Annotated in this window: 11 protein-coding genes; all 11 read left to right on the top strand. The window is 54.4% G+C overall.

Features of this window, described 5'->3' with window-relative positions:
• The first annotated feature begins 20 nt into the window (after positions 1-20).
• A complete protein-coding gene (locus D5085_18670) occupies positions 21-386 on the top strand; it encodes a hydrogenase expression/formation protein (GenBank protein QEP44980.1) in 366 nt (121 codons plus the stop codon).
• Positions 387-510: 124 nt separating this feature from the next.
• Complete coding sequence (thrS, locus tag D5085_18665) at positions 511-2,430, top strand: threonine--tRNA ligase (GenBank protein QEP44979.1); 1,920 nt, start codon at positions 511-513, stop codon at positions 2,428-2,430.
• A 36-nt stretch (positions 2,431-2,466) separates the two neighbouring features.
• On the top strand, positions 2,467-2,991 hold the full coding sequence (locus D5085_18660) for a translation initiation factor IF-3 (GenBank protein QEP44978.1): 525 nt from the start codon (positions 2,467-2,469) through the stop codon (positions 2,989-2,991).
• Positions 2,992-3,080: 89 nt separating this feature from the next.
• A complete protein-coding gene (locus tag D5085_18655; protein ID QEP45233.1) occupies positions 3,081-3,278 on the top strand; it encodes a 50S ribosomal protein L35 in 198 nt (65 codons plus the stop codon).
• A 17-nt stretch (positions 3,279-3,295) separates the two neighbouring features.
• Positions 3,296-3,655 carry a 50S ribosomal protein L20 gene (locus D5085_18650; protein ID QEP44977.1) on the top strand — a complete coding sequence of 120 codons (360 nt, stop codon included), beginning with the start codon at positions 3,296-3,298 and terminating at the stop codon, positions 3,653-3,655.
• A 108-nt stretch (positions 3,656-3,763) separates the two neighbouring features.
• Positions 3,764-4,783, top strand: coding sequence for a phenylalanine--tRNA ligase subunit alpha (locus tag D5085_18645; protein ID QEP44976.1), 1,020 nt, complete (start codon positions 3,764-3,766; stop codon positions 4,781-4,783).
• Between the two features lie 14 nt (positions 4,784-4,797).
• On the top strand, positions 4,798-7,182 hold the full coding sequence (locus D5085_18640) for a phenylalanine--tRNA ligase subunit beta (GenBank protein ID QEP44975.1): 2,385 nt from the start codon (positions 4,798-4,800) through the stop codon (positions 7,180-7,182).
• Between the two features lie 12 nt (positions 7,183-7,194).
• Entirely contained in the window at positions 7,195-7,491 is a 297-nt protein-coding gene (locus tag D5085_18635) for an integration host factor subunit alpha (protein QEP44974.1), read from the top strand.
• On the top strand, positions 7,475-7,828 hold the full coding sequence (locus D5085_18630; GenBank protein QEP44973.1) for a MerR family transcriptional regulator: 354 nt from the start codon (positions 7,475-7,477) through the stop codon (positions 7,826-7,828). Before D5085_18635 ends, D5085_18630 begins: the two co-directional genes overlap by 17 nt.
• Before the next feature lie 103 nt (positions 7,829-7,931).
• Positions 7,932-9,032 carry an efflux RND transporter periplasmic adaptor subunit gene (locus D5085_18625; protein QEP45232.1) on the top strand — a complete coding sequence of 367 codons (1,101 nt, stop codon included), beginning with the start codon at positions 7,932-7,934 and terminating at the stop codon, positions 9,030-9,032.
• A gap of 94 nt (positions 9,033-9,126) precedes the next feature.
• Positions 9,127-12,870, top strand: a complete 3,744-nt coding sequence (locus tag D5085_18620; GenBank protein QEP44972.1) for an efflux RND transporter permease subunit — start codon at positions 9,127-9,129, stop codon at positions 12,868-12,870.
• The last annotated feature ends 20 nt before the right edge of the window (positions 12,871-12,890 follow it).

Here is a 12,890-nt window from a genome sequence, read left to right as displayed (position 1 = left end):
TACGGTCGATAGAGGAGCAGGTGAACGCCCTGTTAGCAGAGCTTGAGCAGATGTTGCAGCAGCTGTTAGAGCGGGGGGAGAGTAGCTATCTTACTCTGAGCGAGCTCTCGCTTAGCGCCGCTGCACGGGCTAAATTAAGGCAGGCGCTAGGGACAGATGCGCCGGTGAGAATCGAGGCGGATCTAGAACAGAAGGTGCGCATTATCGCCTGTGAAATCCCTGCTATCTGGTGGGTCGTCCACTATGATGAGAGGGATAATCGTACCGATGAGTTTATTGAGGTCAACTTTTTTCCCGACATTGCTACCGCCGATGAGGAGCAGATTGAGTCGTCGATTGCCATACTACGAGCGGAGCTGTTTGCCCGCTCAAGACGCTATCGATAGGGGGGAAGAGGGCTATGTTTGGGTTGAAAACGATCTTTAGCTTTCGCTAAAGCGCCAATTTGGGTATGATGCGACCCCTTTTTTGTGTGCTCGAACTGTAACTTAAGATTGAGGTCAGCCTTTTATGCCGGTCATTACTCTGCCTGATGGCTCTGAACGCGAATTTTCCCACCCTGTGAGCGTGGCTGAGGTGGCGACTCATATTGGGGCCGGCTTAGCGAAGGCGACCTTAGCGGGGCGGCTGAATGGCAGGCTGGTCGATACCTCCGCGATCATTGAGCACGATGCCCGTTTAGAGCTCATTACCGCTAGCGATGAGGAGGGGTTGGAGGTGATCCGCCACTCTAGCGCCCATCTGCTAGCTCAGGCGGTAAAGCAGCTCTACCCTGAGGCTCAGGTGACAATCGGCCCGGTCATTGAGAACGGTTTTTACTACGACTTCGCCTATGAGCCGGGCTTTACCCCGGAGGATTTAACCAAAATCGAGCAGAAGATGGCTGACTTAGCGGCCCAAAATATACCGCTAGAGCGCTCGGTGATGGCGCGGAATGAGGCGGTCGAATTTTTTCAGCGGATGGGGGAGGCCTATAAGGCCGACATTATCGCCTCTATCCCCGCTAATGAGCCGCTATCGCTCTATCGTCAGGGGGAGTTTATCGATCTCTGTCGTGGCCCCCATGTACCCTCGACCGGTAAGCTGAAGGCGTTTAAGCTGATGAAGCTGGCTGGGGCCTACTGGCGCGGCGACTCGAATAACCCGATGCTGCAGCGGATCTATGGCACCGCCTTTGCCAATAAAAAGGAGCTCAAAGCCTATCTGCAACGGCTGGAGGAGGCGGAAAAGCGCGATCACCGCCGATTAGGTAAGCAGCTCGATCTGTTCCATACCCAAGAGGAGGCGCCGGGGATGGTCTTCTGGCACGATAAGGGGTGGATTATCTACCAACAGATCGAGCAGTATATCCGTCAGGTACTGCGTCAGCACGACTACCAAGAGGTGCGTACCCCGCAGGTGGTGGATCGATCTCTGTGGGAGCGCTCTGGCCACTGGGATAAGTTTAGCCAGATGATGTTTACCACCCACTCAGAAAATCGTGACTATGCGGTTAAGCCGATGAACTGCCCGTGCCATATCCAGATCTATAACCAAGGCATTAAGAGCTATCGCGAGTTACCGCTTCGAATGGCAGAGTTTGGATCGTGTCACCGTAATGAGCCGTCGGGGACGCTACATGGCCTCATGCGGGTGCGCAACTTTGTTCAAGATGATGCCCACATCTTCTGTAGTGAAGCGCAGATTCAGACGGAGGTGGTTCAATTTATCGATCTGCTCTATCGGGTCTATGCCGATTTTGGTTTTACTGAGGTGATCATTAAACTCTCAACCCGTCCTGAGCAGCGGGTCGGCTCAGATGAGGTGTGGGATAAGGCAGAGCAGGCGTTGCAGCAGGCGCTCGATAGCAAAGGGTTAGCTTGGGAGCTACAGCCAGGAGAGGGGGCCTTCTACGGGCCGAAGATCGAGTTTTCGCTCCGAGACTGTTTAGAAAGAGTGTGGCAGTGTGGTACGATTCAGGTCGATTTTTCGATGCCGGGTCGGCTTGGAGCCGACTATGTGGCCGAAGATGGGAGTCGGCAGACGCCGGTGATGTTGCATCGGGCGATTTTAGGCTCGCTGGAGCGGTTTATCGGCATTTTAATCGAACACCACGCCGGAGCGATGCCTCTTTGGCTGGCACCGGAGCAGTTGGTTCTGCTAACCATTACCGATAGACAGCACCCTTTTGCGCTCGAAACGGCTAAAAGCTTGCAGCAGCAGGGGATTAGAGTGAAAACGGACTTGAGAAATGAGAAGATCGGCTTTAAAATCCGCGAGCACACACTGCAACGAACTCCCTATCTGGCCATTATCGGTGATCGTGAGGTCGAGGAGGGTATGGTCGCGCTTCGTACCCGCACGGGTGACGATGTTGGTTCGTTAACTGTGGACGAGCTAGGTCGGCGCTTGTTGGCTGAAATCGAGGCACGGCAGGCAGTATCATTGTGATTTATTATTCTATCGTTTTTTGTAAGGAGTAAGCCCATCGCTGCGAAAGAGAAACAGGCCCGTATCAATGAAGATATTCAGGCTAAAGAGGTTCGTTTAATTGATGCAGATCAGACTCAGGTCGGCGTCGTACCACTGGAGGAGGCGCTGCGTATTGCCGAGGAGTCGGGACTCGATCTGGTAGAGCTAGCAGCTAATGCTACCCCCCCCGTCTGTCGGGTGATGGATTATGGTAAATACCAGTTTGAGCAGCGCAAGAAGCAGCAGGCGGCCAAAAAGAAGCAAAAACAGATTCATGTCAAAGAGATTAAGTTCCGTCCCGGAACTGAAGAGGGCGATTATCAGGTCAAACTACGCAACCTGATTCGCTTTCTTGAAGATGGGGACAGGGTAAAGGTCACGCTCCGCTTTCGCGGGCGTGAGATGGCTCACCAGGAGTTAGGCAGGGACTTGCTCAAACGGGTCGAAGAGGATCTGAAAGAGTATGGCAAGGTAGATCAGTTCCCCAAAATGGAAGGCCGACAGATGGTGATGCAGATTGCCCCCGTCAAACGCAAGTAGCCACACTACCGTCCACCCGTGTTACCACGAGGTGTCCGGTCTAAAGTGCGGTTTTTTATATTATTATCTAAATGAATGCGGAGTTAGATATGCCAAAAATGAAAACCAATCGAGGTGCCGCGAAGCGATTTAAGCGCACCTCAGCTGGCGGGTTTAAGCGAAATCAGTCGTTTCGTCGCCATATTTTGACCAAAAAGAGTACCAAGCGTAAGCGTCAGCTTCGTTCGCCGAGTCAGGTAGCTGCGGTCGATGTCTCAATGGTCAAGCGTATGCTGCCCTATCAATAGTTGCAAGGAGGTTAAATATGGCACGAGTGAAACGGGGCGTAACTGCCCGTGCGCGGCACAAAAAGGTAATTGAACAGGCTAAAGGGTATAAAGGGCGGCGTAAAAATGTCTATCGTGTCGCTAAGCAGGCGGTCATTAAGGCCGGGCAGTACGCCTATCGCGATCGCCGTCAGCGTAAGCGGCAGTTTCGTGCTCTCTGGATTGCGCGAATTAATGCCGCCGCTCGCGAATGTGAGCTCTCCTACAGCCGCTTTATTGACGGTCTGAAGAAGGCGGGAGTGGAGTTAGATAGAAAAGTATTGGCCGACATTGCTGTGACCGACAAGGGTGCGTTTGCCGCTCTAGCCCAGCAGGCCAAAGACGCACTAGCTGTCTGACTCTAAATAGAGAGAACGGTCGATTCGTTAGTTCTCATGGAGATTAGGGAGGCTTTTTGGCCTCCCTTTTTGTTTTACCTTTACGGGCCGAATTCACAGGAGAGTGTTGTGGAGAGTCTGGAGAGTATAACCGCAGCGGCAGTTGAGGCGATCGCTGCGGCCGATTCCCTGTTGAAGCTAGAGGAGTTGCGGGTCCACTATTTGGGGAAAAAGGGGATCCTGACCCTACAGATGCGTACCTTAGGTGAGCTCTCGTCGGAGGAACGACCTGCCGCCGGACAGCGGATTAACCTTGCTAAACAGCAGCTACAGCAGGCATTGACTGCGCGTAAGAGTGAGTTAGAGCGGGTGCAGCTACAGCAGCAGCTCGCGGCTGAGGCGATCGATGTCACCCTGCCGGGCCGAGGGCAGCTACGAGGTGGGCTCCATCCGGTAACGCGTACCCTGCGCCGAATTGAGGCGCTATTTGCCCAGCTCGGCTTCTCGGTGGCGGAGGGGCCAGAGATTGAGGACGATTTTCACAATTTTGAGGCGCTCAATATCCCCGCAACCCATCCGGCGCGGGCGATGCACGATACCTTCTATTTTGATGCTAAACGCCTACTCAGAACCCATACCTCACCCGTGCAGGTACGGGTGATGCAGCAGCAGTCCCCTCCGCTGCGCATTATCGCCCCCGGTCGGGTCTATCGCTGCGACTCCGATCTGACCCACACGCCGATGTTTCACCAAGTCGAGGGGCTCTATGTCGAAGAGAGGGTCAGCTTTGCCGAACTGAAGGGGGTGCTGGATGATTTTCTGCGGCGCTTCTTTGAACAGGAGCTAGCTGTACGGTTTCGCCCCTCCTACTTCCCCTTTACTGAGCCCTCAGCGGAGGCCGATATTCAGTGTGTGATGTGCGGAGGGGAGGGGTGTCGGGTCTGTAGCCATACCGGTTGGCTAGAGGTGTTAGGGTGTGGCATGGTTCACCCACGGGTGTTTGAACAGGTCGATATCGACTCGGAGCGTTACTGCGGTTTTGCCTTCGGCATGGGGGTGGAGCGGCTGGCGATGTTGCGCTACGGCGTGAACGATTTGCGCCTCTTCTTTGATAACGATCTGCGCTTTTTGCGTCAATTTCAATATTAATACAGGGCTAATGGATGAAGTTTAGTGCACAGTGGTTGCGTCGTTGGGTCGATCCGGCTCTCTCAATCGAAGAGTTGGCTCACCAACTCACGATGGCCGGTCTGGAGGTGGATGCCATTGAGGCGGTGGCTCCGCCCTTCAGTCATGTCGTGGTCGCTGAAGTAAAGGCGGTTGAGCCCCATCCTGATGCCGATAAACTGCGGGTCTGTCAGGTCGATGTCGGTGGCGACTCGCTACTGACCATTGTCTGTGGTGCCCCTAATGTCGCGGTCGGAATGAAGGTTCCGGCCGCGCTCATCGGCGCTGTTTTACCGGGTGAGATTAAAATCAAAAAGAGTAAGCTGCGCGGTGTGGTCTCTATGGGGATGCTCTGCTCCGCCTCTGAACTCGGTTTAAGTGATGAGAGGGGGGGGCTGATGCCTCTTGCCGCTGAGTTAGCGGTAGGTCAGGAGGTGCGTCAGGCGCTGGAGCTAGAGGATATGACGCTTGAGTTAGGCTTGACGCCTAATCGGGGCGACTGCCTGAGCCTGTTGGGGATTGCGCGTGAGGTGGGGGTCCTGAACGATATCGCCTTAACCCCGCCCCCGTTGACGCCGGTTGAGGTTGAGCTGGATGAGCGGTTTGCGGTCGATATTAGAGCGCCGGCTGCTTGTCCTGTCTATGCGTGCCGTATTGTGCGCGGACTGGATCGAACCGTATCGACCCCCCTCTGGATGGTCGAGCGGCTGCGGCGCAGCGGTATGCGCTCGCTAGGGCCGCTAGTCGATGTGACTAACTATGTGATGCTAGAGCTAGGGCAGCCGATGCACGCCTTCAATCTAGCCGCGTTACAGGGCTCAATTGTGGTTCGCCTAGCGGATGAAGGGGAGACCTTGTCGCTGCTAAACGAGACCACCGTCGAGCTGCACCACGACACTCTAGTCATTGCCGATAGCGAGCGGGCGTTGGCCTTAGCGGGCATTATGGGGGGGAGCGAGAGTGCGGTTGAGGCACAGACAGGCGATATTCTGTTAGAGAGCGCCTTCTTCACCCCAGAGATTATCGCCGGTAGAGCACGGCGCTACGGTCTCCATACCGACTCCTCCCACCGTTTTGAGCGCGGCGTCGATCCCACCTTGCAGCGACGAGCGCTAGAGCGAGCGACAGCACTGCTGCTCGATATCTGTGGCGGTCAGGCCGGCCCGATTGAGCAAGTTATCCTAGAAGAGCACCTGCCTAAGAGCCCAGAGGTGGTGCTACGACTGTCTCGCTTAGAGGCGATTTTAGGGGTGTCGCTGCCCGCAGCGCAGGTTGAGACGATTTTGCGCCGACTTGAACTACAGCCCCGTCTTGAAGGGGAGAGCCTTCGGGTGCGAGTGCCTCCGTTTCGGTTCGATATTACCCAAGAGATCGATCTAATTGAGGAGGTCGGGCGAATTATCGGCTACGATCGGCTCCCTACGGCAACGCTGCCGCTACCAAAAGAGTTACCCGTCCTATCGGAGCTGCGGCTTGAGAAGGAGCGGTTTTGCGATCTGTTAGTTGACCGAGGCTACTTTGAAGCGGTGAGCTACAGCTTTGTCGCGCCACAGCTAGAGCAGCTACTCAATGGCGGACAGCGAGTCATGACGCTGCAAAATCCGATCTCTGCCGAGATGTCGGTAATGCGGACTAGCTTATGGAGCGGCCTGCTAGGCGCATTGCAGTATAACCTTAACCGCCAGCAGGAGCGGGTGCGACTGTTCGAGACCGGACTGCGTTTTCTACACCACAGTGACGGTGAGTTACAGCAGCAGCAGATGCTTGCTGGTGTCGTGACCGGCAGTGTGGTGCCGGAGCAGTGGGGGGAGAGTAGCCGACGGGTCGATTTTTTTGATCTCAAAGGCGATGTGGAGCAGCTGTTAGCCTTGACCGGTCGCCGAGAGGCGTTCCTCTTCTCACCTCAACCCCATCCTGCCCTCCATCCCGGCCAGTCGGCGGCTATTTTGTCGCGTCAAGGGGAGGGCGTGGGCTATCTGGGGATGCTCCATCCAGCGGTTAGCCAAACATTGGGGTTGCCAAAGCAGATCTATCTATTTGAACTACAGCTACAGCCGCTACTGCAGGGCGAGCTGCCTCGATTTAGCGAACTCTCCCGTTTTCCTGCCGTTAAGCGCGATTTGGCCTTTATTGTGGCCGATGATGTCTTGGCGACAGAGCTTTTGGAGGCGGTCAATCAGGTGGCTGTCGCCGAGGTGAGCGGCGTGACTCTGTTCGATCTCTATCAAGGGGAAAATGTCGGTGAGGGCAGAAAAAGCCTTGCAATTCGACTGACACTACAGGCAGAATCAAAAACCCTTACTGATGATGAAGTTGAGGCTGTGGTTGAGCGCATTGTCGCCCACCTTCGACGGGTATTGGGTGCAACCATTCGGGATTAGGGATATATACAGATGGCACTAACCAAAATAGGTATCGCAGAGAGTTTGCACGATGGCGTTGGACTCAATAAGCGCGAAGCAAAGGATTTTGTGGAGCTCTTTTTTGAAGAGTTGCGTCTAGCGTTAGAGCGGGGAGAGGAGATTAAACTCTCCGGTTTTGGTAACTTTGAGCTGCGCAATAAGGGCGAACGGCCGGGAAGGAACCCTAAAACTGGGGAGGATATCCCTATTAGCGCAAGAAGGGTGGTCACTTTTCGTGCGGGACAGAAACTAAAACAGCGGGTAGAGCAGTATGCTGGAAGCGAGTAACAATGCTGAACTGCCGCCAATTCCGGGCAAACGCTACTTCACGATAGGGGAGGTGAGTGAGCTGTGCGATGTCAAGCCCCATGTGCTACGCTACTGGGAGCAGGAGTTCGAACAACTTAGCCCAGTTAAGCGACGCGGTAATCGGCGCTACTATCAGCGCCAAGATGTGGTGACTATTCGTAAGATTCGTTCGCTGCTCTATGAGCATGGATTTACCATCGGAGGGGCGAGGCAGCAGCTAAGTGTCGGGGATGGCCATCACGATAGCGAGCAGACAAGACAGATTATTGCAAAGTTGCGCAATGAGTTGGAGGAGTTGTTGCAGTTACTCAGTTGATACTTTTTCTGAATTAACTGTGGCAAAATAGAATAATTGATTTTAACAGATAGCAAATAGGCAAATGACGATGTTAGATAGAACGGTGATGCTGGTCGTGTTGATGTGTGCTCTGCTGGTGACTGCGACAGCACAGGCTGTCGAACAGCGGGGGGATATCGTAACGGTTGAGACGATTCAATACCAAAACCAGGTCGTGCTGGGGGGGACGGTAGTTCCGGCGAGAGAGGTGTTGATCTCGGCTCAGCTTCCGGGGCGGATTGAGTACCTTGCAGGGAGTGAGGGCGACAGTTTTAGCGCCGATACGATTTTGGTGGCGCTGGACGACGATGAGCTATTAGCCCAGCGACGCGCTGCCATTGCCGCCATGCAGAGTGCCGAGGCGGCTTGGCGTAATGCCGGTACCCAGCTCAACCGCGAACTGGTCTCGCCGCAGAGCCGTAATACCATGTCGGGGATGGGGATGCCGGGGATGTTTGATCAGGTCTTTACCCGCAACTTTTCCGATATGATGGGTATTAACAATCCGGGGATGGAGCGCCATGCCGATATCTATAACCGTACCACCGCGATGGAGCAGGCTCGTAGCGCGTACGATCAGGCCCGCTCGCAGCTCGAACAGATCGACTCTAAACTGCGGGATGCGGTCGGTAGAGCGCCGTTTGATGGGGTCATCGTCGATAAATTAGTGGAGGTAGGGGATACGGTTCAGCCCGGTATGCCGCTGCTGAAGTTTGCCGATACCGAGACCCTGCGAATTGAGATTAATGTACCGGCCCGTCTGATGCCCGGAGTGCGTCAGGACGATATTCTTCAAGCCAAACTCGATGTTCGTGATACTCAAGTCAAGGCGAAGGTATCGCAAATCTTTCCGATGGCCGATCCGATTCGGCATACAGTCACCGTCAAGCTCGACCTACCGCTCAATGCGCCAGCTGCGCCTGGAATGTATGCTGAGGTGAGGGTGAGTGATGTCAATACGCCGGTGCAGAACCTACCGATCATCCCCGTCTCAGCGCTGGTGGAACGAGGGAGCCTGCCACTGGTCTATGTGATTAATCAGCGTGGTGAGAAGGAGATGCGGGTGGTACGCAAGGGGCAACAGGTTGAGGGGGAGCGGATCATCATCCTCTCCGGCCTTCGCCCCGGCGAGCAGGTGCTGAACAACCCGGTGCCGGGTATCGGCAGCCGTTCCGGCTACTAGAACTCCTGAACCATTTCCCGATCTGCTCTTAGCTATCATCGCCTTTAAGAGCAGATTTTGTCGTTTTCTAACCGTACAGTGCAGCTGAGCAGATATGTCTAATCACCAACAGAATCAGAATCAGAGCAACGAACCTCAACCTGACCTCGGGTTAGCGGGTAAGCTAGCTAAGAGTTTTATCCACTCGCCGTTATCGCCACTCCTCTTTTTTGCCATGTTGGCAATGGGGTTGTTGGGGCTGGTCTTTACGCCACGACAGGAGGATCCACAGATATCGGTGCCGATGATCGATATCTTTGTTGCCTACCCGGGGGCCTCCGCTAACGAGGTCTCTAATAAAGCGATCGATCCGCTAGAGCGGATAATGAGCGAAATTCCGCGAGTAAAGCATGTCTATTCAGCGGCTATGCGTGGTGAGGGGATGGTGACGGTGCAGTTTGATGTGGGCGAAGATTTAGGCCCCTCCATTGTTAAGGTGCACGATAAGCTGCAATCTAACTTAGACAAAATGCCGCCAGGGGTACAGATGCCGCTGGTTAAGCCGAAAGGGATTGACGATGTTCCGGTGGTCACCTTCACCTTGTGGTCACACAGTGTGGATGACGGTATTTTGCATACGCTAGCGCTGGAGCTGCTACAGAGTGTGAAGCAGATCCCCGATACGGGGCAGGGCTTTATTGTCGGTGGTCGTAGTGAACAGGTGCGAATTGAGGTGATGCCGGAGCGGCTCTCCGGCTTCGGTATTAGCTTAGATCAGGTGGCGCAGACGATTCGTAGCGCCAATAGTGAGCAGCGAGCCGGCAGTGTGGAGAGTGGCAGCCAGTTCTTTACTGTCAATACCGGTGCCTTTCTACGCAGTGCCGAGGAGATCGCCAGACTGGTACTAACCACCCAAAATGGGGTGCCAATCTATATCCGCGATGTGGCTAATGTCGAAAAAGTGCTGGAAGAGACCAGTGAAATTGTGCAGTTCTATACCGGTCCGGCCTACCCCGATGAGAGTCGGGTCGCCGATGGCGCACCGGCGGTGACGGTGGCTATCGCTAAAAAAGAGGGCTCTAATGGCGTCACTGTCGCCAATGCGGTGATCGGTAAGTTAGAGGCGCTGAAGGGGCGCTTAATTCCCGACAATATCGAGATCGATATTACCCGTAACTATGGTTTTACGGCTAACCAAAAAGTTAACGAGCTTATCTTTAAGCTCTTTATCGCTACCGGTGCCGTTGCGGTACTGATTTGGTGGTTTCTCGGTTTTCGGCCTGCAATGGTGGTGCTGCTAGTTATTCCGGTGGTGCTGTTAATGACCGTTTTTGCCGCTTGGATTATGGGCTACACCATCGATAGGGTGAGTCTGTTTGCCCTGATCTTCTCCATCGGTATTTTGGTCGATGATGCGATTGTGGTGGTGGAGAATATCTACCGTCGCTGGCTAGAGAAGGGAGAGATGGATACCGATACGGCCATCGATGCGGTGCGCGAAGTTGGTAACCCGACGATTTTAGCCACCTTTACCGTGATTGCCGCACTGTTACCTATGGGGTTTGTGAGCGGTATGATGGGGCCTTATATGGAGCCGATTCCGGCGCTCGGTTCGGTCGCGATGCTGGTGTCGGTGCTCGCCGCCTTTGTCTTTACCCCTTGGTTTGCGATGCGAATTAAGCCCTCCATGAGTCAACTGCAACGAATGGAGGAGAAGGAGCATAAAGCAAATGAACGGCTCGGTGTTCTATTCCATCGCGTTCTTACACCGATTATTGAGAATAAATTTATCGGTTATCTGACTCTAATAACCATTATTGTGCTCTTTTTTGCCGTGTGTGCCATGTTCTATACCACGGCGGTGACGGTCAAGATGTTGCCACTCGATAATAAGCCGGAGTTTAGTATCGTGATCGATATGCCGGAGGGGACGGCGCTGCCGGTGACTGCCAATTTGATCGCTAATATGGTTGAGCAGCTTCGTACTACGCCTGAGATCGTTGCCTTGCAGTCCTATGTCGGCACCGCGCAGCCGTTTGATTTTAACGGCATGGTGCGCCACTACTATCTGCGCCACTATCCGTGGCAGGGGGAGATTCATGTACAGCTAACCGATAAGGGTGACCGAGAGCGCACTAGCCACGATATCGCCCTTGAGGTGCGAGGGATTATTACCCCGATGGCAAAAGAGATAGGTGGCCGAGTGACTGTGGTGGAGATGCCCCCCGGCCCACCGGTGATGCAGGCGGTAGTGGCCGAGGTGTATGGCCCGGATGAGGCGACCCGTCGGGCTGTTGCGGCTAAACTCACCGATATTTTTGATGGGCTTGAGGGGATAGCCGATGTCGATAACTATATGACCGAGCCGTACGACATTTGGCACTTTGAGGTCGATACCGAAAAGGCTGTCCGGCAGGGAATTTCGGTCGATACTATCAATCGCAATCTCAGTATGGCGATGGGGGGCTTTTTGCTAGGCGATATTAAACAGGGCAATACCCTCGATCCGATCCGTATCGTTCTTCAAGTTCCCCTCTCGGTTCGGGCTCAGGTCGCGCGACTCTCCGATCTGCCTATTCCCTCTACGAATGGGGGCATCGTACCGCTAGCTGAGTTAGGTAGGTTTATCAAAATGGAGCAGGATGCGACCATCTACCATAAAGATCTGCGCCCGGTTGAGTATGTGGTCGGGGAGGCGGTAGGGCGACTAGCAGCCCCTATCTATGCCATGCTTGATGTCGAAGAGGCGTTAGCGAACGAGGGGTATATAACACCCGATGGCGTCGAACTTAAAAGCTACTACATCGGCCCGCCGCCCGATAATGGCCATTCAGGCTTTGAGTGGGCCGGTGAGTGGACGGTGACCTACGAGACCTTCCGTGATATGGGAGCTGCCTTTGGGGTGGCGCTGATTCTCATCTACATTCTGGTGGTGTGGGAGTTTGGTAATTTCACCATTCCGGCAATTATTATGGCGCCGATCCCGCTGACGCTGATTGGGATTATTCCGGGGCACTGGTTGATGGGGGCAGAGTTTACCGCGACCTCAATGATAGGCTTTATTGCCCTAGCGGGGATTATTGTGCGTAACTCGATTTTATTAGTCGATTTTTCGATTCATGAGGTACGCAATGGTAGTAGCGTTCAAGATGCGGTTATTTTGGCCTGTCAGACTCGAACTCGGCCGATTATTATCACCGCCTTAGCGCTAGTTGCCGGTTCGAGCGTTATCCTCTCTGACTACATCTTTCAGGGGATGGCGATATCGCTACTATTCGGCGTGCTAGTCTCGACCCTGCTGACGCTGATTGTCATTCCTCTAGGCTGTATTAGCGCTAAGGCGGTCTTTTGTGAGCCGGGTGAGTCGGTCTGCTCTATCAAGAGTAGCTCTGCCGATGACGACGATAAGGGAGGCGGGATCGGTATTATCGATATCGTTACCGGACTGTTTAAGATGGTGCTCATGGTGCTCTCGGCGCTGCTGCTGAAGTTGTGGCGGCTCTTTGTCGATCTGCTATTTGCCATCTTCGGTCTATTTAGCTCGCGCAAAAAGGGGGGCAATGGCTCTGGAAAGACTCCCCCCCCGCCCCCTCCTCCCCCTGCCGCCCCCTCGGCCTCAGAGACGAGGGAGGGAGAGGCTCCTACGCCTTCGCCTAAAGAGCCTCAGGGGGAGAGCCGCGCGGTTATTGAGCCTACCTCTGTCAAGCGCCCGGTGGCCAAAAAGGAGGGGGCCGGTTCGATTACCGTCACCACGGTCGCCCCTAAGAAGAGGCGAGTCTCGCCTAAAAGAGGCGGTAGCGGCAGCGAGGGTCGGCGCGGTATTCGGCTGAAGTCGGATGTCGATGATACCGAGTTGTAGTGCGACTCGTCGTGACTCTC

This window comes from Ectothiorhodospiraceae bacterium BW-2 (genome assembly GCA_008375315.1).
Classification (GTDB): domain Bacteria; phylum Pseudomonadota; class Gammaproteobacteria; order Thiohalomonadales; family Thiohalomonadaceae; genus BW-2.
The sequence above is the reverse complement of the archived record's forward strand: the minus strand, read 5'-3'. Positions and strand labels throughout refer to the sequence as shown.